We start from the raw sequence: 26,431 nt of genomic DNA, 5'->3' as shown, positions 1-26,431 counted from the left end.
ACCCTGGCGGCTCAGCTCGAAAAACACTTTACTAAGAACACACACTATCTTCACATCTTAGAGGGGAATTATCGAAAGATGAAAGGCGGAGCCAATGATCAAGAGTTTATCGGATGAAGTGATTGTGGCGATACAACCTCTTGAACATTATGACGTTATCTACTGGATGTTATGAGATCGAAGCGTAGATGGCGAAGACTACACAAACACGGATTTAATTCTAAGTAAGGAAAAGTTACGGGGAGCGAGACCTTATTACGGAATCTTCGTCTGGTGACAAGCAGGCTATCGACTTCGATCTCATTGGCAAGCTGTCGTCCTTGCTTCCAGACCGACTTGAACCGGTTGGCCAAGGCAAAGTCAGACCAGATAGAACCGCTGATCATAAAAAAGCGAACTATTTATCAATGTCTTCGTAGCCAAGGATGATATAGAACTGACGGTGCAGTTCTCGCTTTGTAAGGAGCTATGGGTGAAGAACCAGGATGATTACGGCTTCAATATTCAGAGGCCTAAATTTGATCGACTTTATTTATTTCTGCATACCAAAAATTAGGGAATATGATACCATAGAACTATCTACCAAATTATTGATTTAAGGCACAAGCTAATTACCATCTATAGATGGGGTGATTATTCTAAGAAGTCCTTTCTATTAATGGACAAATTATGGTTATTAATCTATTTTTTTATTGTCATTGACCTTCTTAGAAAGTTCTTTTAATTTTTTTTTTATTTGAGCTTTATCCTTCATACCCATTATTCCCCTCAGAATTTTGCTAGGTTTCATATTATTACCCCTAATTTTAGTTTTGTTAAAACAGTATGTCTCCAGTGTTTTATTTAATACATATTTAGGAGGAAATTATGGAAAAAAATATTCTGCATTTATCCGATTTGCACTATGACAAAAGATACGCTAAAGATATAAATATTGTATTTAAGGCATTAATAGAAGATATCCAAAAACAAGATTTAAAATTTGACTATATTTTTTTTAATGGGGATTTAATTAACAGGGGGGATGATTTAGAAAGTTACAGTTTAGCTGTAGAGAACTTTATTAAACCTTTATTAGAAACCACAGGTTTAACAATAAATGAATTTTATATAGTCCCTGGTAACCATGAAGTTGATAGGAGTGTAATAAATGAGTTTATTGATGGAAATTTGACTGATAAGTTTTCTAATAGGGATGTTTTAAATTCGTTTATTGATAAGATAGAAAACCAAAAACAACTTTTAGTAAGGCTAGATAAATACCATAGCTTTGTTCAAGATATCCATAAAGGAACTAATTACTTGCATACACGAAACCCTTTATTTTCTACATATATATTAAATCAAAATGGTTTTAAGATTGGGCTAGCTTGCTTGAATTCGGCATGGGGGGCTTTTGGTGGCGATGATGATATCGGGAAAATTCTTCTAGGCGAGAGACAGGTTGATAATGCTATAGATAATTTAATGGGTTGTGATTATAAAATTGCCATGGTACATCATCCATTGGAATGGCTTAAAGAGTTTGATAGAGAATCGGTTTACGATAGATTAATAATTGGATTTAATTTGGTTTTAACAGGCCACATCCACACACAAAATTATAAGGGGATTGCATTTGATAATCATAATACTGTTTTCTTAAAATGCGCTTCTTTGTTCCAAGGGAGGGCATATAATGGTTATTCAATTATTAAGTTGAATTTTTCCTCCAATGAACTTGAAATTATATGTAGAGAATATTTTGAAGGAGGTAGACGGGTTTTTGGTAAAGCAGAAAGAGTAGCTGAAGAGGGAAAATTGTCGTTTCCGTTATTGAAAAATCGGGACAACTCACTTCTAAAAAAAAACATTCAAATTAAGAAGATTTTAAAAGATAAGGCTTTTCCTGATATAAATAATAAACTATTATCAGTAGCCTCTGATTCAATGGCACCTAAAGACATCAATGAAATATTTGTTCCCCCTATCTTAACATCTAGACCCGAAAATAGTCATAAGGCTAATGAACAAATTATGGATGATAAAGACATAGAATTAGATGGAGTTCTTAACGCAGAATATAATGTTTTGTTTATAGGTAAAAAGGAAATGGGGAAGACAACTCTATTAAATTATATTTGTAACTATTATTTAAAAAGACACGATAATTTAAAGATTCCAATCATTATTGATTTTAATGATATACCAAAAGGAAAAAATGTATTTCAAAAAGCAATTTCGAATTTTCTTATCAATTACGATATCAATGATTTTGACGTAAATGAGAATCTTTTGAAAGGTAACTGTATTCTACTGGTTGACAATTTCAATTTAAAGAATGAAAAAAATCTAAGGAAGTTACAAGAGTTTGCCACTACCTATAATCTAAATCGTTTTATTCTTACAATGAAAGAAGATATACTTCAAACTATGAATGTTAAAGACATTCCAGACTTAGGGTTTGAATATGCGATTCATTATATTAATTCTTTTAGAAGAGGACAAATTAGACAATTAGTGAAAAATTGGTTTTCATTCAAAAAAATTGATGATGATATAATACTAGAAAATGTAATGACAAGTATTAAAAAAATTGGTCTGCCTCGCACCCCTATGTTTGTTTCATTGATGCTATGGATACTCGAAAAAGAAGCCAATTTTACCCCTGTTAACGAGGCTTCAGTTATAGATAATTTTATTGAGACCTTATTAGAGAAACTAAATCCCGACGAATCAAAATATGAGACAATTGGTTTTAAGATTAAGATTGACTTTCTAACATATTTAGCTAAAGAAATGATCAGGGGAGATAAGTATTACATTGAGAAAGCTGCTTTTGAAGAAATGTATGTTAGTTACTTTAATAAAATTGGACTAGAGATTGACCATGATTTAAGGCAAACATTTTTTAATAAAGGTATCCTGATCATAGTAAATGAATTTATTTATTTTAGATTTACCTGTTTTCTAGAATACTTTATTGCATTAGAAATGAATGAAGACAAAGAGCTATTTGATTTCATTACTCATGAAAATAATTATCTAAGCTTTTCAAATGAAATCGTTTACTATACTGGATTAAACCAAAAAACTAAAAGCTACGACATTTTGAAACTGATTGAGAAACGCTTATTAAATTCATTTAAAGAAATAGATAACATTGTTGATATTGATAAATTATCAAATCTTCCCGTTAGGGAGATTTTAGCCAATTTCAAAGATGATGATGCTGTATCTGAAAAGATTGAATCTATGAAACTATCTGAAGAAGAAAAAGATGTTATACTGGATAATGATATAATTGTTGACGATTCATCAGCATATAAAAAGACTAGGAAAAATTATATAAAGGAACATTTTATATACAATTTAATGCTTTATTCAAATGTTCTTAGAAATTGTGAATTAGTAGAAATGGAATTAAAATTAGAAGCGCTTAAAATATCAGTTGAGAAATATTGTGTGTTAATTGGGCTTCTATATAAGGTTTTGTATGAATTTGCATTAAAGGATATCGAAGAAGGTAAAGCAATAGACAGTGATGACGAACTACTCTATATGATTACAATAGGAATTCCTATTGTAATGCAGACAATTGTAGTTAAAGATTTAGGTTCCCCAAAATTAAAAGTAGTGATCTCAAAGTTAATCGATAAAGTTGAAACCGATTTTGAAAAACTAGTGCTCACTGGTTTATATGGTGATTTAAGATTAGAAGGTTATATTGGAAAATACCAAACCTTGTATAAAGGTACTAGATCGAGTCTTATCAAAGAAATAATTATGACGAAGCTATTATATTATCAAACTTTTTACGCAATGCCTAAGCTTGAGCAAGAACAATTAGTGAACTTACTATCAGAATTAATAAGCGAAAAACGGAAATCCAGAAATCCTCATGCTAAAGGGCGTATCAAGCAAGGATTACTAACAAGTGATTTACTAAATAAACACAAAAAAATTGAATGATATGATACTAACACTTCTTCTAGAGATATTTTCGGCAGCGAAGGTGGAATGTGGGAATTCTCGGTTCAAAAAATTGAGGATTTCGATGACAAGATGGGGACGCGAAGGACTTCGCGTCCCTATTTTCTCAAGATTAGTCTTTGTATGATACTTTCCAAGTGAAGAATCGATGATCATGTTTCGGCCCGTAAGGATGTCTAGAGTGACGAGACTAGAAGACACCAACATCTAGGCATATATCTCTTTTAGTAAGATCACATTCTGGATTTCTCGCGGTCATTAATGACAAAAATTGTAAAAAAATTTATATCATTCTCGAGCTTGATTCTCTGACTTTGTACGAAATATCGTCAGTGGGACTAGCAGTAAACCACCGGTTTTTTTGATTGCGTTTCACTGTAAAACGGAATTTCATTGTTACTTGTTCTCAATTTTCCTTATTTGATGCTGAGTTCAGGAAGACTTACTCGGTTCATTGTTATGATACAATATAAATACATAATTAACCATGTAAAGGATGAGAATCTATGCCAGTTTACAATAAGCTAGTTCGGGATCTGATTCCCCAAGTCATTGAAGCTACAGGCAAAGAATTTCGCACACGGATCTTGGATGAGGAAGAGTATAAGAAAGAATTGATCATAAAAGCTTAAAGAAGAGTCGGAAGAATACTTTGCCGCTGAAAGCTCAAAGGAGTCATTGGAAGAGCTTGCTGATATGCTTGAGGTTATCCGGTCATTGGCGGTGGTACATGGAGCAACATGGGAAGAGCTTGAAGCCTTGAGAGAGAAGAAGGCGGAAGCTCGAGGCGGATTCCAAGAACGGGTGTATCTAATCGATGTCGACGACAACGCTTAATGTCAAATTGATTACGGAAAACTTAGCAGATGATTTAATCACCGGGATGCAGAATGCTTCCGGAATCTATATTATGACTTCGTTCGTTATGCAGTCGGGAGTGCGTTTATTGGCGCCCCATTTGAAAGATGCGATCGAACGGGGAGCCGAGGTAAAGGTTCTCGCTGGGGATTATTTATTTGTTACGCAGCCGGAAGGTCTGCAGGCATTATGTGATATTGATACTCGACTGAAGGCAAGATTATGGCGTAGTATGGGAACTTCCTTTCATCCAAAGGCCTATTTGTTTGACTACGAAAACAGTGAAGGGCTCCTTATCGTCGGTTCCTCTAACTTTTCCATGTCTGCCATGAGAATGGGGATGGAGTGGGACCTGGCTATGAATGCAAAGTCCGAGTCTTATACGTTCCAAGTCGCGTTAGAGAAGTTTATGCAAAACTTTTATCATGATTCTACTCTACCCTTGAATGACAACACCATCCATTTCTCTGTATGAAGAAGAATATCGAACGTACCATCGTAAAAATCCAGAGTTAATTCGAATGATAACCGAAATGGAGGAGAATGAGTACCGAACCGAAAACGATAGCCCTCCTGTAGAGCATAAGATTCCTGACGACGAACAAGCGTCCATTCATCCACGTTTTGGTCAAATTGTTGCTCTTGATGCTTTAGAGAGAACGTTAGAAGAAGAAGCAGAGGAGTGAAACAATATTTATTCCCTCAATTACTCCAGCCCATGGATCGTCTGCAGGAAGCCGAATCCTAATGCAGCGGTGCGCTTGATTTGTCTACCCTATGCTGGCGGCAATGTATCCATCTATCATGAATGGGCGGAATTGTTTCCTGAGGAAGTAGAAGTATTGGCGGCAGCTGCCCGGGAGAGGGAGCCGATTTGTAGAGGACAGATATACAGAGGTAGACAAGCTGGTTCCCGCATTATTGAAAGAGCTAGTCCCATTCACTGACAAACCGCTCATGCTGTTTGGTCATAGTATGGGAGCCTTATTATGTTATGAGCTCGCTCATCAGCTGGTGAAGCTGGAGACTGGAGCGTTGCAGCATCTATTCGTGTCTGCCTACCGTGCACCCCAATTAGCCAGTGATCGAAAGGAGCTGCGCCACGACCTTCCTGCACATGAACTGAAGCAATTCTTCCGTAAACCGAACGGAATACCTGCAGAGATCATGAATAACGATGATATGATGAACTTTATTCTGCCTATATTAAGGGCCGATGTTCAGTTGTGTGATACATATACTTATCAGGAAAGACCGCCTCTTCCATGCGGAATTACAGCTTTTGGAGGCAGTGGAGACCCCGAAGTGAACATCCATCAGCTGCAGGCATGGAAAGAGCTGACGGCAAGTGAATTCAACTTGCACATGCTGCCCGGTGATCACTTCTTCATTCATAGTGAGCAAGAGCTGCTGATCGGGTTATTGACGAGGAGGATGGGGGAGTTGTTTCCTGATTGTATTGGAAGGCATTCATATGATATTTGATTGATCATTGGTGGTAAGTGCTTGAGGCGATGGGCATCTACATAAACCGATTCGAATCCTTAAAATCTTGTAAAAGGCTGTGGACGATGATGTCCACAGCCTTTTAGTTGTAGTGGATAATATAGTTCTACAGAATCATATACTGCAATAAATAGTAATATGTTACTATGTGATTAACTGGATTTGCCAGCAAATAACATAGTATAGCAGACGAAGGAGATAGAGAAGAGGCTTTCATCTTAGGGGTACTAGCAGTGCTGTTAATCATTTGGAAGATTTATGTTATTATCCGAATGATCTTGCACCCGATGTTTTGGCTCGGGTTGCTGTACAACACGCTCCTGTGGGGCGGTTTCATTTATGTCTTGAATCATTCTTACGAGATACATATGGGTGACAAGCTGTTGATTGTCAATGGAGTAGCAGCATTGCTTTTCTTTTTTACGAGCAGAACATTCAGACGGCCATATGCTTTTTGCATAGCGACTCTTGGGATCGGTGCCATGATGCTTGCAGATTCTATTTTGCGGACGATATGGAAATGGCGGATCAGTACGAGGATCCAGGTGTGCATTATGTGGAAGATCATGAAGTTAGCGGTTATATGCGTGCTGACGGAACATCCGTTAGTGGTCAGAGTTAAGCTATCTCTTTGATTTGAGCTGAGGGACAGATAAAGATTTGCGCTTCCTAAAATTTCCTGAAAGGAGTTTTGTAAATATGTATTTGTCAGAACTTAGTATTTGGAATTTTAGAAAATATGGTTGCGGGGCTGATGATTCCCAACCTGGATTACGCTTAAAACTCAACCCCGGATTAAACTTGATTGTTGGCGAAAATGATGCCGGTAAAACTGCTATTATTGATGCGGTCAAGTTGGTGTTAACTACACAAAGCAACGACTTCATGAAAATCGAGTACGATGATTTTCATATGCCAAATGATAAAACAGAAGAAAGAGATCGTACTGATAGACTGAAAATCATTTGCATTTTTAGGGATATGAAGCCAATTGAAGCAAAGAACTTTCTCGAATGGTTAAGTATAGAAACATTAGATGGTGTGCACCAATATTATTTGAAGGTGATTTTGAAAGCAACACGTAAGGGAAGACGCGTCTTTTTTGATGTAAAAGCAGGCAGCGATGATGAAGGGAGTCAAATGAGCAGTGAAGCAAGGGCATTGCTTAAAGCTACATATCTAAAGCCTTTACGCGATGCTGAGAATGAAATGACACCAAGAAAAAACTCTCGATTGTCGCAAATTTTAGACAGTCATCAAGCATTTGAAGATAAAGATATGCATCACCTTAAACAAGCGATGGCTCGTGCGAATGAAATGATTGAACAGTACTTTAAAGGTACTGACGGAGAAATAGATTTAGATGATCAAAACGGCAAATTGTTACTTGAGAAAGTAAACACATACTTAAAAGAATTTTCACCTATAACTTCGCCACTTACTTCTAGTTTTTCCGTGACTGATATGAGACTAAGATCTATATTAGAAAAACTAAGCTTGCAATTATCCTCTAATAAATTCGGACTTGGATCTCACAACCTTCTGTTTATCGCAGTGGAACTATTACTTTTAGATCGTGATGAATATACTGGGATAAAAATTGCTTTGATTGAAGAGATTGAAGCTCATATTCACCCACAGGCTCAGCTACGATTAATTGAATTTTTACAAAGAGAGGCCGATTCTCAAAGTATTCAGCTTCTTCTGACGACACATAGCACTGTACTAGCTTCCAAAGTTTCTCTCAGCAATTTGATACTTTGTAATAATGGCTTTTGTTTTTCGATGGATCATAAAAGTACAAAATTGGACAAAGGCGATTATTCCTTCTTGGAAAGATTTTTGGATTCCACTAAAGCAAATTTGTTTTTTGCAAAGGGAGTTATTTTAGTTGAAGGTGACGCAGAAAACCTGCTTATTCCTACAATAGCCGAGATCATTGGAAGACCGCTCTCTAACTATGGTGCTACGATTGTTAACGTTGGAAGCACGGCATTTTTGCGTTATAGTAGAATTTTTCTACGTCAGGACGAATCGTTAGGAAAGATGAATATTCCTGTGGCAGTTATTACGGACAATGATGTAAGGCCGGATATTTATAAACGCGTAAAGGCTGATGCTAAAACTTCGATGGATTATGTCGGACAGAATCCTCGGCAGATCAAAATTGACCGTTATACTGGCCAATTCGTGAAGGCATTTGTCTCCCCGTACTGGACATTAGAATATGATATGGCTGCAGGTTGTTTAACAAATGAATTATATCGGGCTGTACTATATGCCAAAAAAATTGAGGGAAGTGAAAAATACGGTTTAACTGAAGACAAGCAGAAAGAATGTGACGATGAAGTACAAAACAATTTAGCAGCATGGGAAAACGCAGAACTGAAACGGGATGAAGTCGCATTTAATATTTATCACGGAATATTGCTTACAGATTCAGTGTCTAAAGCAATCGTAGCACAATGTCTAGCAAAAATACTTCAGGAAACTAAGAATAAGGAAGATTTAAAGAAGCGGGTCATAGAAGACCCGAATCTTAATTATATCGTCGAAGCAATTACATATGCTACTGGCGGGGCTGGAGTTGAGACAGGTGCTTAGCATTAGCATTGAAGATCATGAAATTGAGCTGGTTGAGCGTGTGTTGCTTCCTGCTGGAGAATCCTTTGACGATCAAAGACGTGCTGTGATTCGCTGTTTGGAATCGAAGGATGTTCAGGCTTGTCCAGGAAGTGGGAAGACTACAGCATTGCTTGCTAAGTTATCAATATTATCACAGAAGCTCCCATTGAAGAATAACAAAGGTATTTGTGTACTTACTCATACAAATGTTGCAGTAAATGAAATAAGAGAAAGATTAGATGATAAAGCAGAAATACTATTTAAGTATCCAAATCATTTTGGAACTATTCAATCATTCGTAAATAAGTTCCTGGCAATACCAGCCTACATTAAAAAGTTTGGTAAACGACCTGCTAGAATTGACAATGAAATTCACCGGGAATTTTTAGAGAGGAAGAAGCGAACACTTTCTCGTGGGACACAGAGTTACTTAGAAAGAAATAATATATATTTGCCTGATTTAAAATTTTCTTTAAGTGACTTTAATGTCATATCCAAAACACTCGATGGAACATATTTTGTTGGCCCTACCACACCAACTTATCTAAATGTAAAATCCTTGAAGGAAGAGGTATTAAATGAAGGTATACTTTGTTACGATGATGCCTATTCACTTGCTTACTGGTATCTGCGTGAATTTCCAAATCTAAGAGACTTGATCTCTGAGAGATTTGCTTATGTGTTTATTGATGAGATGCAGGACACTGATACAAAACAACAAGACATTTTGGATCGAGCTTTTGACAACTCAAAAGTAATAATTCAGAGAATTGGAGATAGTAATCAGGCAATATATAATTCATCTTGGCAAATACAAACTAATCACTTATCCATCTCTGATAGCAAGAGGTTTTCTCCAATGATTGCTGAAAGAGTCAAGAAAATATGTCCGACACCTCAGAATCTACGAGGTAATCCAGCAGTACCAAATATAAGTCCAAAACTAATTGTTTTTGATGATGCTACCATTTCTCAAGTTATACCGAAATTTGGAGATCTCATATTTGAAAAAGATTTACATCGAACTGATAAGAAAATATTTAAAGCCGTTGGATGGGTCAGTAAGCCAAATTCTAGACACACAATACCTTCTTACTTTAATTCTTATGGTAAGTTGGGCGGAAAACAAAAACAAGATTATGAGAGCCTTTTAGATTACATTAAAGTAGCAAACGATAATCGACGTGACTCCATAGCTGAACTTCAGAAAATTTTAATTAGAGCCATATTAAAATGTTTACGTATTTTGGGGATCAGAAGAGCCAATCGCGTACATTTTACTGAGGCCTCATTTAATGAGCTATTGAGTAACGAACACAAGGTACTACATGATGATTTGAAACTTAAACTAATTCAATGGTGTCAACAATTGCATAGAAATCAGGATATTTCAGGTGATATAAGAACTTTTATTAGCGGTCGAGTTTGTCCGCAATTTGGTGTTGCAATTAGGCCAGAATTGCAATTATTTCTAGACGCGCCAGCAGCAATACAACTTGCACCTGAACAAAAAGAGGACACTTATGTTCATGAAAGAGAAGCACAAAAAATCATCATTGATATTTGCACTGTCCATAGTGTAAAAGGTGAAACACATACAGCAACTTTATATCTTGAAACTTTTTATAGACAATATGACATCCAATCCATCATGGGATATTTAAAAGGCAACCATACACCCCCACGTGGAGCAACACTTCAAAGTAGTTTAAAAATGGCGTATGTTGGAATGACGCGTCCGACACATATGCTTTGTGTCGCGGCACATAAAGATGGATGTGAGCAGCATTTAGAAGAACTGGCTGCCGTAGGATGGGACATTCATCGTATATTTAAAGTATAATAGTAAGGTATGCATCCTACTTGAGAATCATATCTTCTTCGTTATATGAAAAGAAAAGTGCAGGATTCTTGTGTAGAAATCATTAAGAGATTAATTGACAATGTGGCTGATTTAACTTTATTAGGTACAAAGCTTACTAAGGGCGAAAACAGATGCACTTGTTAAAATATGCGCGGGATTGAGGATATAACGGAGATTTTATCACAATCCGATAAGGAGGAGAAAGAATAAATGGACCATCAAATTTATAATCAAATCGTAAGTTTCATCTGGGGCATTGCCGACGATTGCCTTCGTGATGTTTATGTGCGCGGCAAATACCGCGATGTTATATTGCCTATGACTGTTATACGCCGTTTGGATGTAGTGCTTGAGGAAACCAAAGATGAAGTTCTAAAAATGAAAAAGATACTTGACAACGCAGGTGTTACCAACCAAACAGAAGCCCTGTGCAATACTGCCAAGCAGTCCTTCTGCAATGGGTCAGAGTTTCGCCTTCGCGACTTAACCAGTCGCGCCAACCAGCAGAAGTTGAAAGCCGACTTCATTGACTACTTGGACGGATTTTCGCCCAATGTGCAGGAAATATTGGACAAGTTCAAATTCCGTAACCAAATTGACACCATGGTGGATGCTGACATCCTCGGCGCGGTGATTGAAAAATTTGTTTCGCCGACCATCAACCTTGCGCCGTTCCCGTTATTAGATGACAACGGCGGTATTCGTATGCCCGCACTGAATAACCATACAATGGGGACAATTTTTGAAGAGTTAATCCGCCGCTTCAACGAGGAAAACAATGAGGAAGCCGGTGAACACTTTACGCCACGCGATGTAGTGGAACTTATGGCAGACTTGATTTTCCTGCCTGTCGCGGATCAAATCAAGGACTCTACATATTCGGTGTACGACGGCGCAAGTGGCACAGGTGGTATGCTCACGGTGTCCCAAGACCGTCTACACGAGCTTGCACGGCGCAACAATCGCACCGTGTCGATCCACCTTTTTGGGCAGGAAATCAACCCCGAAACCTATGCCATTACAAAAGCTGATATGCTTTTAAAAGGTGGTGGGGCAGAGGTGGACAACATTGCCTACGGCTCTACGCTTTCTTCTGATGGTTTTCCAAGTCGTCAGTTTGACTTTATGCTTTCCAATCCACCTTACGGTAAGAGCTGGAAAAGTGATGCTGAAAAGATGGGCGGTAAGAAGGGCATTCAGGATCCACGATTTGTCACCAATTTTGCAGGAATTCCTGATTTTGGCATGATTCCGCGTACCAGTGACGGTCAGCTTCTGTTCCTGCTCAACAATGTCAGCAAGATGAAGGAAACCACGGAACTTGGAAGTCGCATTGCCGAGGTACATAATGGATCGAGCCTGTTCACTGGAGATGCCGGACAGGGCGAAAGTAATGCCCGCCGCTACTTAATTGAGCGCGACTTGGTGGAGGCGATTATCGCTCTGCCGGAAAATATGTTCTACAACACGGGCATCGGCACGTTTATTTGGGTACTTTCTAACCGCAAATTGGGAAATCGAAAAGGCAAGATTCAATTGATTGATGCAACCAGTTTGAAATCTCCGCTGCGTAAAAATCTCGGTAAGAAAAATTGCGAATTGACAGGGGGCAAAGACGGTATACGCCGCCAAATTATTGAGTTGTTCTTAAACTTTGAAGAGAACGAGTATAGCAAAATCTTTGATAACAGTGCATTTGGCTACTACAAAGTCACAGTTTTACGTCCACAGTTGGGTGAGGATGGTAAGCCTTTGCAAGACAAAAAGGGGAAGTTCATCGCCGATAAAAAACTGACCGATACTGAGCAGATTCCACTGGACTACGAGGGCGGGATTAATGCGTTTATCGCTAAGGAAGTGCTGCCTTATGTGCCTAATGCATGGGTGGACGAAAAGCAGACCAAGATCGGCTATGAGATTAGTTTCATTAAGCATTTCTATAAGCCTGTACAACTGCGTGAGCAATCCGAGATTGTCGCCGATATTCGTGCGCTTGAAGCGGAGACAAATGGGCTGCTTGAGGAGGTGTTGGTATGGAGCGAATGAAGTTGTACCCTTCGTATAAGGCATCTTATCTGCCAGACATGGGTTCTATTCCAGCGCACTGGGGAGAACAACGAATGAAACATTCATTCGTTGAAGTCGATGAGCGTTCAATAACTGGCGATGAAGAAATGCTATCAGTATCACACATTACAGGTGTGACGCCTCGCAGCCAAAAAAACGTTAATATGTTTGTTGCTGAAACCAATATTGGGCAAAAACTGTGCAGACCAGGGTATATTGCTATCAATACAATGTGGGCTTGGATGGCTGCTATGGGGGTATCTGAATACGAAGGAATCGTAAGCCCATCATACGGAGTGTATAAGCCAATTAACGAGACATATAATCCGAATTACCTTGACTATCTCTTAAGGACAGAAGTCTACCAAGCTGAATATAATCGCAGATCGACAGGCGTTAATTCTTCGCGATTGAGACTCTATCCAGATCGATTTCTTGATATGCGTTTTGTCTGCCCTCTGCGGAATGAACAAGATCAGATAGTGCGCTTCCTTGACTGGAAAGTGTCGCAGATAAACCGTATTATCAACGCCAAGAAAAAGCAAATTGCGCTGTTGCAGGAACATAAACGGGCGGTGGTGAATGAGGCGGTAATGAGGGATGCGTGGTCAACTCGCAGACTGAAAACATTCTTAACGGAAAGCAAGGATACTGTAGGTGATAAGTCTGCCGAATTTGATTTGCTTTCTCTCACAAAAGGCGGTGTGATTATTCGCGACGTTAGCACAGGCAAGGGCAAGTTTCCGAGCGATTTTGGGACATATAAGGTAGTCCGTGCTGGTCAGATAATTTTCTGCTTATTTGATGTCGATGAAACGCCACGCACCGTTGGTTTATCCAAAAATGACGGAATGATTACTGGTGCATATGATGTGTTTTCAATTAGTGACATCGAACCTAAGTTCCTCGAGTACTACTTCATCGCAATCGATGATGTTAAAGGGTTAAAGCCGCTATACTCTGGACTTAGAAAGGTTGTGAATATAGATAAATTTCTACAAATACAAGTTCCGATTCCTCCCATCACCGAACAGCAATCCATCGTTGTACAACTTGATTCCCAATGTGTTGGCGTCAATAAACTAATTGAAAAAATTAACACCCAAATCGCCCTCCTCCATGAATATCGCACTCGCCTCATCTCCGACGTTGTCACCGGTAAAATGGATGTGCGTGGCGTAGAAGTACCGCAGTATGAGGAGATGACCGAATTTACGGAAGATATCGAAGAATCTGATGAGGATGTAGAAAAAACGGAGGAGGATTCTTGTTGATTGCAATAAAAGAATGGAAGTGGGAAAAGGTTAAACAAAAAGATAAAAAAGAAGAAACTCTTAGTTGTCCATATTGTAATGTTAAAGTTCGTGCTACTTCTGACACAAGAATATTTGATGTAGATACAGGTGCAATTAAATATCAAATTTTCAAGTGCCCAGAGTGCTATATGCCCATAACGATTGGAGTTGACGGGAAAATAATACCTCAATCACAGTTTTTGCCGTTTGAAGATATTCAGCACTTGCCTGTAAAAATAGAAAAAATGTATCGTGAGTGTAGAAAATCTTTTTCAAGTGATTGCTATTATTCGGTCATAATGGTTGCCCGCACAATGATAATGCACATAGCAGCAGATTTAGGGGCAACATCAAATCTTAGTTTTGTTAAATACATAGACTATTTGGAGAACCAAGGCTATATATCACGACACAATCGGACTTGGGTAGATAAAATAAGAAAACTGGGCAATCAGTATATACATGAATTAGACGAGGCAACTGAAGACGAGGCTAAATTGGCGATAATTTTCATTAAGCATCTGTTGATTAATGTTTATGAATTGCCACAAATGGCGCAATAGGAGGGATTTCATGAAAACTAACATAAATGAACAGGGATTTGAATCGCTAATTATAAATTACCTTGTCGTGCAAAATGGCTTTGAACAAGGCGAAAATGCCGACTATAACCGCGAATATGCCATTGACGAAGCCCGTCTACTTCGCTTTTTAGAAGCAACTCAACCTGAACAAATGGAGTTGCTTGGAATTAAAAAAAGTAGACAAAAATACAATCAATTTCTCAACCGCCTAAGCGGGGAAATTGCCAAGCGCGGTGTAATTGATGTGCTTCGCAACGGCGTGAAGATTTACCCCGCGAACCTTGTTATGTTTTATATGACCCCGTCTGACAAAAATTCGGCGGCAAAGAAGCTGTTCGAGCAGAACGTCTTCAGTGTAACACGCCAATTGATGTACTCTAAGGATAGCACTACTCTTGCGTTGGATCTTTGCATCTTCATCAACGGTCTACCCGTCATCACTTGCGAGTTGAAAAACCAGCTGACCAACCAAGACGTAGATGGCGCCGTTTGGCAGTATAAAACCGACCGTGACCCGAAGGAACTGTTGTTTACGTTCAAACGGTGCATGGTTCATTTTGCTGTAGATGATGCGAGAGTGAAATTCTGCACAAAATTAAGTGGCAAAAACTCATGGTTCTTGCCCTTTGACAAAGGCTATAATGACGGCGCAGGTAACCCGCCGAACCCCGACGGAATTATGACCGATTACCTGTGGAAGCAGATTTTCACGAGGTCAGAGCTTGCGGATATCATCGAAAATTACGCTCAAGTGGTGGAACGGGTTGATCCCGACACCAAGGCGAAATCATATACGCAAATTTTCCCGCGCTATCATCAGCTTACAGTGGTTAAGTCTTTGCTTGCCAATGTAAAGGCGAACGGCGTGGGACAACGGTATTTAATCCAGCACAGCGCTGGGAGCGGCAAGTCTAACTCCATCGCGTGGCTGGCACATCAACTTGTGGGCTTGGAGCGTAATGGAGGGAACATCCTTGACTCGGTTATCGTAGTCACCGACCGCGTGAACCTCGACAAACAAATCCGTGATACAATCAAGCAGTTCATGCAGGTTTCCAACACTGTGGCATGGGCGGAGCATTCTGGAGATCTGCGTAAAGCAATTGCCGGTGGTAAGAAAATCATCATAACCACCGTTCATAAATTTCCATTCATCTTAGAGGACATCGGCACGGCTCACAAGGGACGCAATTTTGCCATTATCATTGATGAGGCGCACTCCAGCCAAAGCGGCAATATGTCCGCTTCCATGAACATTGCCCTTGGCGGCGACTATACCCCTGATTATAATACTGAAGATAAAATCAACCGTCTAATGGAAGGACGCAAAATGCTGACCAATGCCAGCTATTTCGCCTTTACCGCTACGCCGAAAAACAAAACACTGGAGATGTTCGGTGTTCCTGTTCCTCAGCCGGATGGCACGGTGAAACACGCTCCATTCCACAATTATTCCATGAAACAGGCAATCCAAGAAGGTTTCATCTTGGATGTGCTGCAATATTACACGCCTATTAAGAGCTATTATAAGCTGGCAAAAACCATCACCGAAAACCCAATGTTCGATAAGAAAAAGGCTCAGAAACGCCTCCGCGCTTTTGTCGAGAGCGATCAGTTTGCGTTGAGCACCAAAGTGAACATCATCGTGGAGCATTTCCATGAGCAGGTTATCTCCAAGGCGAAAATCGGCAGTAAAGCCCGCTGCATGGTGGTCACCGCCAGCATCGAACGGGCAATTGATTATTACTACGCCATTACCCGTCGCCTTGCAGCACGGAAGAGTCCATATAAAGCCATCATCGCTTTTTCTGGGGAGAAGGAGTATGACGGAAAAACGCTGACCGAGGCTACTGTTAATGGATTCCCCAGCAATCAAATTGAAAAGACTTTTAAAACAGAGCCTTATCGCTTTTTAATTGTTGCGGATAAGTTCCAAACAGGGTATGACGAACCGTTGCTTCATACCATGTATGTGGACAAGATTTTGACAGATATCAAGGCGGTTCAGACACTATCGCGCTTGAACCGCGCTCATCCAGATAAACATGACACCTTTGTTTTGGACTTTGCCAACGAACCGGATGATATTCAAGAGTCGTTCTCGCGCTATTACCGCACAACGATTCTGTCAAACGAAACCGATCCAAACAAACTCTACGACTTGATTGCAGCCATGGAACAGCATCAGGTTTATACAGGGTACCATGTTGATAACTTTATTGAGCTGTACCTCAACGGCGCTGAGCGCGAAAAGCTCGACCCTATATTGGATGCCTGCGCCGCATTGTACAAAGGCTTAGATGAGGACGCTCAGGTGGAGTTCAAAGGTTCTGCCAAGGGATTTGTGCGTACATATGGCTTCTTGGGAGCAATCTTACCCTACGGCAATGCCGAATGGGAAAAACTTGCTATCTTCCTAAGGCTACTACTGCCCAAGCTTCCCTCGCCCATAGAAGAAGATCTATCGGCAGGTATTTTGGAAGCAATCGACCTTGACAGTTACCGAGCCGAGGCTCAGGCTATGGTTTCTATCCAGTTGGAGGATTCCAACGCAGAAGTTGACCCAGTACCAACAGGCGCCACCGGAGGCAATCAAGCGTCCGAGCTTGATTTACTCACCAACATTCTGTCTACATTTAATGATCTATTTGGCAATATTGACTGGAAAGACGCAGATAATGTTCGGGCTCAGATTCAGCGCATCCCCGGCATGGTGTCGCAAGATAAGGCGTACCAGAACGCCATGAAAAACTCCGACAAGCAAAACGCCCGCATGGAAAGTGACCGCGCCCTACAAACGGCAATCCTCGGCGTCATGTCGGATAACATGGAACTTTTCAAGCAATTTACGGACAATCCGTCCTTCAAGAAGTGGCTGGCGGATATGGTGTTTAATGTGACCTATAACACCGAAGGCAAGTCTTATGTAGAGGCAGACGACGGTTTAAAGCGCAAGTCAAATATCCTGTGATGAAGAGGTACAATACAAGATGTGGGGCTTTTAAAGTATAAGTTTGTAACCACTAGACCAATGTTGGCCAACAAAACTGTTCACACAAAGAACTTCTTGTTAAACCATATCCTAATAATCTTGGAATAGTGCCCACCTGTCAAAAATGTAACAAATCATTTTCTAATGATGAGCTCTATTTATCACTATTAATTATATTAATGAAAATTAAGCAGTTTGGTAAGGCGTATATTATTCCAGAAGAGTCTAAGATTAGAATGAATTATAATAAAACATTGCTAAATGAGATTACTAAATTAATTGAAAATAAAAAAACTGAATTTGATAAGAAAATTTAAAATTTATTATTTAAGTTTGCTGTTGACACTCAGTATTTGAACTTTCTGAATGTTTCTACATTAAGGATGGACACATTGATTATTCATTTCGTGACAGCATGTCTTACGAGGATTCGATGAATTCAAACTTTCTTTTATTATTGGAAGAAACCTTCTTCTAGAAATGGGAAGTAGATTGTTCGATGGGATATATGTTGTAGAACTTAATTTGGCTTCAATTCATATCCCAGGGGCTAATATAATCGCCTCATTAGTTTTGCTTGATTGGGTAAATGTGCAAAATACGATACTAAATGAAATAATAGTTAAATTTATTTTAAATGATTTTAATGTTTGCTAAAGTCACTATCAACATTGATTAATTTCGTAAAACTACCTGCTTCCAGATGTTTAACGAGAGATCGCAGTTAAATGATTGGGGAATTATCGTATACTATTTGGTTTGTATTCTAAGGTTTCTATGGAGAAGAAGAATATTAGAGATTTTGGGGGAGCGAAGATCGAAGCGCTTCTCCGTGTACTGGGAGAACATCATAAGGCAGCCCACGGCATTCCAGAGGCAGATATTCAGCAAAAGGAACGAAGCCTGGGCTTATCATTACCGACTGTGCTGCGGAATTATTATAAAACCTTGGGACAATCCCCATATATTACCCAAGGGTGCAATAATCAATATGAACCGCTGCTGTTACATGAATTGTTCAATCCTGAAGCGACACGGTTTTACGACGGACAAGGCTTTTCTGGTCTTTTATCAAGTAGAGGAATCCGTGATATATTACGGGATTCGAATTCGTGACTTGGAGGAGGAAGATCCATCGATCTATCTGTGCGCGTGGAACACACCCGACTGGCAGCTTGAAAATCGATCACTACAACGCTTTCTCGCTGGCAAGGCATTCGTTCAGCTGGCGGTTGAGGATCAGCTACCGTATTCGATGAGAGCATGTGGAACTTATCCGACTACCGAAGATACATGCTTCTGGATGAAACTGAGCATGAGATGGAAGAGGGATCAGAGCTGAATGCGTGGAGAATTTATGTTAAGGACGATGTGTTGATCGTGTTTGAACTCGATGTATCCGCCGAAGAGGATACAGATGAACTGTTGGTCGTATACCTGGTGTCCTTTCAGCGAGAAAGCATGGGAAATCTGCTGAGTGAGATGGGGAAGGCAAGAAACTTGCCTTTATTTCGAACAAATTTTTCAGTACAAATATAGATTGAGGGGACAGACAAGAAGTGGAAGGATAGAGAGGTCTAGAAACCTACAGCAAACTAGAAGAACGTTTTAATCCTCCAGCTCCTTCTCATACCCCTCAATCAAAACCGAAGCCTTAACATGAAGCGCCCTTGCTAATGCAGTAATCGTTAGCAAAGTAGGCGCTTTTTCGCCGTTCTCTAGCTCACTAATATAAGAACGATTGACACGAGAATAGAGGCTCAGCTCATCTTGAGTGAGCTTTTTTTTCTTTACGAATATTTCGAAGAGCTCTGCCGAAGGATAGAACTCTATGGATTTATCATTATGATTAGCCACGTTATAACTCCTTAATTGAATTTATAATCTTTGGTGATAACTCTAAAAAAGCTGATCGGAGCCCGATCAGCTTTTTTAGCTATTTCCATCAATCCGCCGAAATATTTCAATTAGTATATTTCGGACCATCTCAATATCCTTCGGGTCTCGTTCTCTTAGTAAAGAGATAATATCTTTCATACTCGATTCCTCAGGCAGTTCTTCTTGTTCTTTCAAATATGTAAAAAGCTCATACACTCCAACATCTAATGCACTAGCAATCTTCGCTAGATTCATCATGGAAACATTACGCTCGGCTCGTTCAATAAAACCTATATAACTTATATTGAAGCCAGCCTTTTCTGCTAATGCTTCTTGAGATAATCCTCTTAATTTACGAAGATCCTTTATACGCGCTCCGACTAATTTTAAGACATCAGGCATAGTTACACCTCTCTTTAATAGAAGTGTAGGGAATGTTTTGATTCATAATAATACATAGATAATGAGTTATTTGATTAAATTACTACTATACGGTAATATTGTGTGTAGTTTGTATTTATTTATTCATCCTAAGTGAGTATTTATTTCTATATGTTTTTTCTTTTTGATGAACTGAGCTAGAACTACTTCTTATGCACCTGCAATTTTGGAAAATCCGATAAAGGAATTCAGTCCAGCTGGGATATCGCCAATAACCGAATAGGAGTTGACGGAAGTGAATCATTTAACCTCCATCGACGAATGCAGAGATAGCAAAGATAACAAAGATAGGCTGTTAAAAATTCAGGAATCTACTATCCATTCCAAATCAATGATTAAGATGCAGCATTTCGTACAGATCTATATGAACTCAGCAGCCCGGATGATGCATCCGGTCTCAGCTCATGTATGTATCTTGTTTAGTGACCGCGCTTTAGGATGCATGCTCAAGGCATTATATATGAAGGAGAATAATTGCATATTTCCTTCATCTTACTTTTCACTTCAGGATGTCATCCAGCTAACGGGACAGAATTCTATCCCGGATTTGGATAAGGTGATGTTTATTGATACTGTTAATTTTTTGGTCGGTTGCAATGATGCTTTAATTTTTCAACACATGGACGCCTCGCAGCTTCAGAAGCTTTTGAACCGCGTGGACGATGTGCTGATTCACCTATCGGCTAGAGTAGCATCCAATCCTTCTGAGTTGTATCGCTCGATTTTTTAAAGATATGCATTTAAATATTGAAAGCATGTTGGAACATAAGAGGAGTCATTACGATGGGTGTCAGAGAGTTTACAAATTGCATTCACAAAAGATAATTTAGTAACTTTATTTTGACTTGAGAATTAACGGAAGTCGGTATCGGCAAAATAGAGAACATAACATGAAGAGCCCAGGCTAATGATTTTTACATTAGCCCGGGCTCTTCTCTCTGTTCTCTAGTTCACAGATATCAGATCAATAAAATGCGAGGCTGCAGTTAAGCTACTGGCAACTAAGGCCTCCGTAAAGCTAAGGATGAATAAGAACACCACTAACTTTTAATTGATTTCGTATTGCAGCATACCTTTGTAGATCATCATGATTTAGCATAGATTGAATATGCTCCATGGTTGTGCAGCATCTTACGATGTTAATTTCAAAATTGATGGTGTATGAGAATTCTAAACTATCCAGTATATATTTTGATCCTTTGTGAATGTTACCTTTCCGTATATAATACATGCCGACATCCGTAAGGAATTTAGCAAAGCGGTCATCAATTACTTTCTTTTTATAAGTGCCAACCGGTTCTCGTTGTTTGAGATAGTCCTTGATCATATACTCAAATTTTTCGAGATATTCATCAATTTCAAAATGATACATATTAGCTGCTTGGATAATACCAAATAAAGCTCTCAATATTTCGTTCTCCCTCGTGGAGATATACTCGATGTATGGTTCAAGTAAGTCTATGTTACCTTTCATTAGTTCGTATAGATAACGGTTACATCTAGCCCATATACGGAATTGCTCTTTGGTACGTTCGGAGGCTTCATCTGATTCTACAATCCAGCTCTGATCCTCATAACAGGATAAATAATAGAGTGCTTGATCATAATCATCGTTTTCAGCAGCTATGGAGCTTAACATCAAATCAGAGTATAAAATATATCCAAACAACGGTTTGGCTGGCTCTATAGGCTTCCTATGTGGCTTTTTATGATTATGTTTTTGTGCGTACAGCATTCTGGAGATGCGTCCCATTTCCTGAGCATAGTACTTCACTCTATTCCCTTTACGTAAGGACACCAACGTATTGGTTAAGTCTTTTATCGCATCTAATTGTACACTTTCAGGTAGTCGCTTGACATAAGGTTCAAATTGTATGGTATGGTTCAGATTATTTTCCTGGTCCGAGTTTAGAGAGCAAGTAAATATCCGGTATTGACACAAAGCTAATCGTTCAGCATGCTGGTGTTTTTCACTTTCGGCAATTTTTTTGTATATAATCAGAGCAGCTTCCAGATTGCCCTTGTGGAATAGTGCTTCAGCGCTATCAAAGAGTAAGGATGAATAAGTTGGGTTCTCTACGGTCAATCCAACAGCTTGATCGATACAGTGGAGTTTCCCTAGCTCGGCGCATCGTCTAATAAACGGTCCAAGTCGTCTCCAGTTCGGTGTTGATTCTTCATTTATATATAGAGGATAAAAAAATCCTTCTTCCAGATTCATAGCTTTAGTAATTAAATCCAGACTTGAAATGGAAAGGGGCTGGTTCCCATTGAGGAAGCGGCTAAGGGTTCCCGAATTGATTCCCGATATATTCGCAAAAGAGGAAATGCTGAGTTTCTCCTTCTTCAAGTAACGCAATAGCTCCGTACTAACCGTTCTGTCTGTAGGTACCAAAGATCTCCGCCTCCAAATCCGCATATGCCATATTTGGGTATATAACTTATATAAGTAAGTTAATGTATAGATATACGATGGGTCAATAACTTTATAGTATGATGACGGTTAAAGAAGGAGATACAAGCTGGTTCCTAAAGAATAATTTAAGCGGCAATCATTTCGAGATTTGAAGGGATTTATGAATGAAGATTCGGAAGGAGCATGCGGAGAAATTGGCGCAAACAAGATAATGACAAAGGAGGCAGCATAAGAGCCACCTCCTTCAAGGATGTAATTCAGGATATTACCAGCCCCCACCCTCACCATGACTATTTGCTTTAATTATGTGGGGAGGAAAAAGTGGCTTTAATTGCTCCTCTTTGGGAGGAATAGTTAAATTGATAATAAATACGAATGCACATATGAAGCTAAGAATTTTCGCCCACTTTTTTCTCATTACGATTAAAAACCTCCTTCATTAATTGGGAGTATCTTAGTAGATCTAACGGGTCGATCTCATGCCGAATATATTCGATTGTCGAACAGCACTTTACTATATTAGCTGTATTATTAATTTTATACGAGATATTTAAACTATCCAATATATATCTTGTGCCCTTATGGATATTCCCTTGATTTATATAATATTCACCAATTTCGGCGAGAAATTTGGCAAACCGATCATTTATTATTTGATGATTATAGTCTCCTACCACGCATCCTTGTTCATAATGCTCTTTTATAATACTCTCATATTGTTCTAGATATTTATCAATATTCCAATGATATACAATAGCTGCGTGTACAATTCTAAAGAGTGCTCTTAATATTTCATTGTCAAGAGAAGAAATATACTCAATATACTCGTCGATTACTTGAAAGTTACCATTCATTAATTGATATAGATAGCGATTACCTTTAGCCCATCTGATAAATTTATTCTTAATATTCTCAGAAACTTCATCTGATTCCACAATCCATGATTGATTTTCATAACAGGAAACATAAAATAAAGCTTCATCAAAATTAGATTGTTCTGCTGCAATTGAGCCTAGTATCAAATCAGAGTAGAGGATATAACCGAATAAAGATTTTTTAGGAGGTATATTTGTCTTCTTACTTTTAGTTTTTTTATGATTATGTACGGTATAAAGAAATCTCGAAATTCTCCCCATTTCCCGTGCATAGTGTTTAGCTTTATCCCATTTTTGAAGGGAAAGTAGAGTATTGGTTAGGTCTTCTAGAGCATCCAACTGTACGGCTTCCGGAAGCCTTTGAACATAGGCCTCAAACTGGATGGTGCAGTTTAAGTTGTTTTCTTGGTCGGAGTTTAACGAACAGGTAAAGATGCGATATTGGCACCAACCCAATCGTTCAGAATTCTGATATTTCTCACCTTCTGCTACTTTCTTGTAGATGATCAGTGCCGCTGCCAGGTTACCTTTATGGTATAACACTTCTGCACTATCAAATAGTTGGGGAGCATAAGTCTGGACATCAACCATCATATCTACAATTTGAGTAATACAATCGAGTTTACCGAGTTCAGCACATCTCATAATAAAAGGACCAAGTCGCCTCCAGTTGAGGGACGACTCGTTAGCGTAGGCAGTATAAAAGTAACCTTCTTCAAGGTTCATCGCTTCAGTTAATAAATCAAGGCCAGAAACGGATAATGGTTGTTGACCGTTAATGAAACGGCTGAGCGTTCCGGAATTAATTCCTGCACGGTTCGCAAAAGAAGAGATGCTTAAATTTTCTTTTTCTATGTATTTAACGAGTTCAGTGCTGATTGAGATGTCTGTAGGAGCCAATGCTATCACCCTCCAGATCCATGTTCCATATTCAGGAAAATAGTTTATAATATTAATCTAATGCATAAATACACCATTGGTCAAATAAATTTGCTGGGAATGGTTTTCATTTTGCGGAATTGTAACGAGAGGAAGCCCAAAGAGTTTCATTTACGGCACATAACTCATGTTAGGAAAATACATTTAATTGATATTACATTAGAGAGCGAAGTAGATACATCTATCTACACTTTATTATTTAGAGACCGTTAATAACTTTTATTCTCAATATAATAGAATTGAAGGTGAATAATATTAAAGCTTGGCGATACGTTGCCGTCATGGGTTGTTTGGTTATTGTATTGTCCGCTTGTAACTCGCAAAAAAGAGAAAAGGCAGCCGATTTAGTTTCCTCTTATTTAGAGTGGAGGTGTTGTTTAATATATTCGGCAATATTTTGATGGATTTGAATCCTGACATGGTGTTTGTGGAAAATGGCAAAGATCAAATATTCAGAAAAAAAATGGCAGTGTAATTATAAATACAAAGCTGGGTGAACACCAGGGTATCTATCAACTAATATAAATTTAATACGACTACCACATATTTATCAGGAATTATCAAAGTTCAAAACAAATAGAAGACCACCCCTTACGGGTGATCTTCATCTGAGTCTATATGATCATTGTCATTATGCTTTTTCAGTTCAGTTAGCTATCTATCGTACCTAGTAGATGTTAAACCCCTATAACGGTTCTAACTTTGAACGTCGCTTTCCATCTCTCTCATAGACTCAGCAACCTTCACCATCATGGAGCATTCCACTCTCTTGCGGAACACATCACAGCTGAAGTCGTAGGTGCCGTTAATGGAACCTGTTGCGTGCAGGGAATTAGCAGGGCAGCCGCCGCTGCAGTAGAGCTTGGCCCAGCAATCCTTGCATTCGGGCTTCGAGTAGCAGTTGCTCTGTTTAAATTGGCTTTGCAGCTCAGGTTTTGTGATACCATCCCAGATGTTCCCCATGCTGTACTCTTCATCTCCGACGAACTGGTGGCAAGGGAAGAGCTCCCCCCAAGGCGTGACAGCAAGATATTCCGTACCTGAACCACAACCGGTAATTCTTTTCTGAATGCAAGGGCCTTCAGAGAGGTCAAGCATGTAATGATAGAAGGTAAAACCCTCGTCCTGTTCCCCGCGTTTAATCATTTCTTTGGCCAGAATTTCGTATTGGTTATAAATTTCCGGTAGATCCTCCTCGGTTAGTGCATAAGTCTCTCGTGGATCACAGATAACCGGCTCCATTGAGATTTTATCAAAGCCAAGGTCTGCGATATGAAAAATATCGTTCGTGAAATCGACATTGTTACCAGTGTAGGTTCCTCGCACATAATATTCCTGGTCTCCGCGCTTTTGAACGAATTCCTGAAATTTCGGTACAATATGCTCATAGCTGCCTTTTCCGTTAGCGGTTGTGCGGAGCCGATCATGAACTTCTTTTCTTCCATCCAGACTTAATACGACGTTGTACATTTCCTTGTTTAAAAAATCAGTGACCTCATCGCTTAACAGCATACCATTCGTTGTGAAGGTGAAACGAAACTTCTTCTTATATTCCTGTTCCTTGATTCTAGCATAGGCTACAATCTGCTTAACGGTTTTCCAAGCCATAAGTGGTTCGCCGCCGAAGAAGTCTATGTCAAGGTTCCGGTGATGACCCGAATTCTCCAGAAGGAAATCGATCGCTCGTTGTCCAACCTCAAAACTCATGATAGCCCGATCGCCGTTATATTTCCCCTGACTGGCGAAGCAATAGTCGCAGGAGAGGTTGCAGGTATGCGCGACATTGAGGCAAAGCGCTTTGACATAAGTTTTTCGATTTTTTAAATCCATGGAGAGGTTCTCATATTCATCCTTGGTAAAGAGCTGTCCATCCTCTACAAGCTCCATAATAGCCGCGATGGTTTCTCGAATATCATGCTCGGTAATGTCCGAATCGTGTTTATATTGCCCCAGCATGAGTGTCAAGATTTCTTCTGGAGATGTATGCTCATAAAGTTCAATGATTTTGTATGCTAGGTCGTCAACAACATGCACCGAACCGCTGTAGGTGTCGAGCACAATATTGTATCCGTTCAGTTGATATTGATGAATCATCTTTGTTAATCAAGCTCCTTTTAAC

General features: G+C 39.2%; 19 protein-coding genes and 1 pseudogene. 15 read left to right on the top strand and 5 right to left on the bottom strand.

Features of this window, described 5'->3' with window-relative positions:
• Window positions 1–867: 867 nt before the first annotated feature.
• From ABEQ74_RS29070 to ABEQ74_RS29005, 14 genes and pseudogenes are all read left to right on the top strand, one after another.
• Window positions 868–3,951: a metallophosphoesterase gene (locus tag ABEQ74_RS29070; RefSeq protein ID WP_430125692.1), complete on the top strand. Its 3,084-nt coding sequence runs from the start codon at window positions 868–870 to the stop codon at window positions 3,949–3,951.
• A 527-nt stretch (window positions 3,952–4,478) separates the two neighbouring features.
• Window positions 4,479–4,809: pseudogene (locus tag ABEQ74_RS29065) on the top strand (nucleoside triphosphate pyrophosphohydrolase).
• On the top strand, window positions 4,790–5,305 hold the full coding sequence (locus tag ABEQ74_RS29060) for a phospholipase D-like domain-containing protein (RefSeq protein ID WP_430125690.1): 516 nt from the start codon (window positions 4,790–4,792) through the stop codon (window positions 5,303–5,305). Before ABEQ74_RS29065 ends, ABEQ74_RS29060 begins: the two are co-directional and overlap by 20 nt.
• 46 nt (window positions 5,306–5,351) lie before the next feature.
• Complete coding sequence (locus ABEQ74_RS29055) at window positions 5,352–5,516, top strand: hypothetical protein (RefSeq protein WP_430125688.1); 165 nt, start codon at window positions 5,352–5,354, stop codon at window positions 5,514–5,516.
• Between the two features lie 166 nt (window positions 5,517–5,682).
• Window positions 5,683–6,315, top strand: a complete 633-nt coding sequence (locus ABEQ74_RS29050) for a thioesterase II family protein (RefSeq protein WP_430125753.1) — start codon at window positions 5,683–5,685, stop codon at window positions 6,313–6,315.
• Window positions 6,316–6,569: 254 nt separating this feature from the next.
• On the top strand, window positions 6,570–6,971 hold the full coding sequence (locus tag ABEQ74_RS29045) for a hypothetical protein (protein WP_430125686.1): 402 nt from the start codon (window positions 6,570–6,572) through the stop codon (window positions 6,969–6,971).
• A gap of 64 nt (window positions 6,972–7,035) precedes the next feature.
• The gene (locus tag ABEQ74_RS29040) at window positions 7,036–8,940 is read left to right on the top strand and encodes an ATP-dependent nuclease (protein ID WP_430125684.1); all 1,905 of its coding nucleotides are present in this window, start codon (window positions 7,036–7,038) and stop codon (window positions 8,938–8,940) included.
• A complete protein-coding gene (locus tag ABEQ74_RS29035; protein ID WP_430125682.1) occupies window positions 8,933–10,804 on the top strand; it encodes a UvrD-helicase domain-containing protein in 1,872 nt (623 codons plus the stop codon). Before ABEQ74_RS29040 ends, ABEQ74_RS29035 begins: the two co-directional genes overlap by 8 nt.
• 231 nt (window positions 10,805–11,035) lie before the next feature.
• Window positions 11,036–12,871: a type I restriction-modification system subunit M gene (locus ABEQ74_RS29030; protein ID WP_430125680.1), complete on the top strand. Its 1,836-nt coding sequence runs from the start codon at window positions 11,036–11,038 to the stop codon at window positions 12,869–12,871.
• The gene (locus ABEQ74_RS29025; protein ID WP_430125678.1) at window positions 12,859–14,166 is read left to right on the top strand and encodes a restriction endonuclease subunit S; all 1,308 of its coding nucleotides are present in this window, start codon (window positions 12,859–12,861) and stop codon (window positions 14,164–14,166) included. The genes ABEQ74_RS29030 and ABEQ74_RS29025 overlap by 13 nt, the downstream gene beginning before the upstream one ends.
• Window positions 14,163–14,750, top strand: coding sequence for a DUF4145 domain-containing protein (locus ABEQ74_RS29020; RefSeq protein WP_430125676.1), 588 nt, complete (start codon window positions 14,163–14,165; stop codon window positions 14,748–14,750). The genes ABEQ74_RS29025 and ABEQ74_RS29020 overlap by 4 nt, the downstream gene beginning before the upstream one ends.
• 10 nt (window positions 14,751–14,760) lie before the next feature.
• Window positions 14,761–17,742: a type I restriction endonuclease subunit R gene (locus ABEQ74_RS29015; RefSeq protein ID WP_430125674.1), complete on the top strand. Its 2,982-nt coding sequence runs from the start codon at window positions 14,761–14,763 to the stop codon at window positions 17,740–17,742.
• A gap of 798 nt (window positions 17,743–18,540) precedes the next feature.
• Window positions 18,541–18,879, top strand: coding sequence for a hypothetical protein (locus tag ABEQ74_RS29010; RefSeq protein ID WP_430125672.1), 339 nt, complete (start codon window positions 18,541–18,543; stop codon window positions 18,877–18,879).
• Between the two features lie 147 nt (window positions 18,880–19,026).
• Window positions 19,027–19,302 (top strand): hypothetical protein, encoded by a 276-nt coding sequence (locus ABEQ74_RS29005; protein ID WP_430125670.1) that lies wholly within the window; start codon window positions 19,027–19,029, stop codon window positions 19,300–19,302.
• 69 nt (window positions 19,303–19,371) lie between these two features.
• Here the strand turns inward: ABEQ74_RS29005 and ABEQ74_RS29000 are convergent, their stop codons facing one another.
• Window positions 19,372–19,620 carry a helix-turn-helix domain-containing protein gene (locus ABEQ74_RS29000; RefSeq protein ID WP_430125668.1) on the bottom strand — a complete coding sequence of 83 codons (249 nt, stop codon included), beginning with the start codon at window positions 19,618–19,620 and terminating at the stop codon, window positions 19,372–19,374.
• 75 nt (window positions 19,621–19,695) lie between these two features.
• Window positions 19,696–20,043, bottom strand: coding sequence for a helix-turn-helix domain-containing protein (locus tag ABEQ74_RS28995; protein WP_430125666.1), 348 nt, complete (start codon window positions 20,041–20,043; stop codon window positions 19,696–19,698).
• 274 nt (window positions 20,044–20,317) lie between these two features.
• Here ABEQ74_RS28995 and ABEQ74_RS28990 point away from each other — a divergent pair, with 274 nt between their 5' ends.
• Entirely contained in the window at window positions 20,318–20,812 is a 495-nt protein-coding gene (locus tag ABEQ74_RS28990) for a hypothetical protein (RefSeq protein WP_430125664.1), read from the top strand.
• 288 nt (window positions 20,813–21,100) lie between these two features.
• On the opposite strand, the gene ABEQ74_RS28985 is transcribed toward ABEQ74_RS28990, so the two are convergent.
• From ABEQ74_RS28985 to scfB, 3 genes are all read right to left on the bottom strand, one after another.
• A complete protein-coding gene (locus ABEQ74_RS28985; protein WP_430125662.1) occupies window positions 21,101–22,432 on the bottom strand; it encodes a helix-turn-helix domain-containing protein in 1,332 nt (443 codons plus the stop codon).
• 455 nt (window positions 22,433–22,887) lie between these two features.
• Window positions 22,888–24,282, bottom strand: coding sequence for a helix-turn-helix domain-containing protein (locus ABEQ74_RS28980; RefSeq protein ID WP_430125660.1), 1,395 nt, complete (start codon window positions 24,280–24,282; stop codon window positions 22,888–22,890).
• Between the two features lie 726 nt (window positions 24,283–25,008).
• Window positions 25,009–26,406, bottom strand: a complete 1,398-nt coding sequence (gene scfB / locus ABEQ74_RS28975) for a thioether cross-link-forming SCIFF peptide maturase (protein ID WP_430125658.1) — start codon at window positions 26,404–26,406, stop codon at window positions 25,009–25,011.
• Window positions 26,407–26,431 lie beyond the last annotated feature (25 nt).

This window comes from Paenibacillus solani (assembly GCF_050475945.1).
In the GTDB taxonomy this organism is placed as follows: domain Bacteria; phylum Bacillota; class Bacilli; order Paenibacillales; family Paenibacillaceae; genus Paenibacillus_AQ; species Paenibacillus_AQ solani_A.
This window is presented reverse-complemented; position numbering and strand designations above follow the sequence as displayed.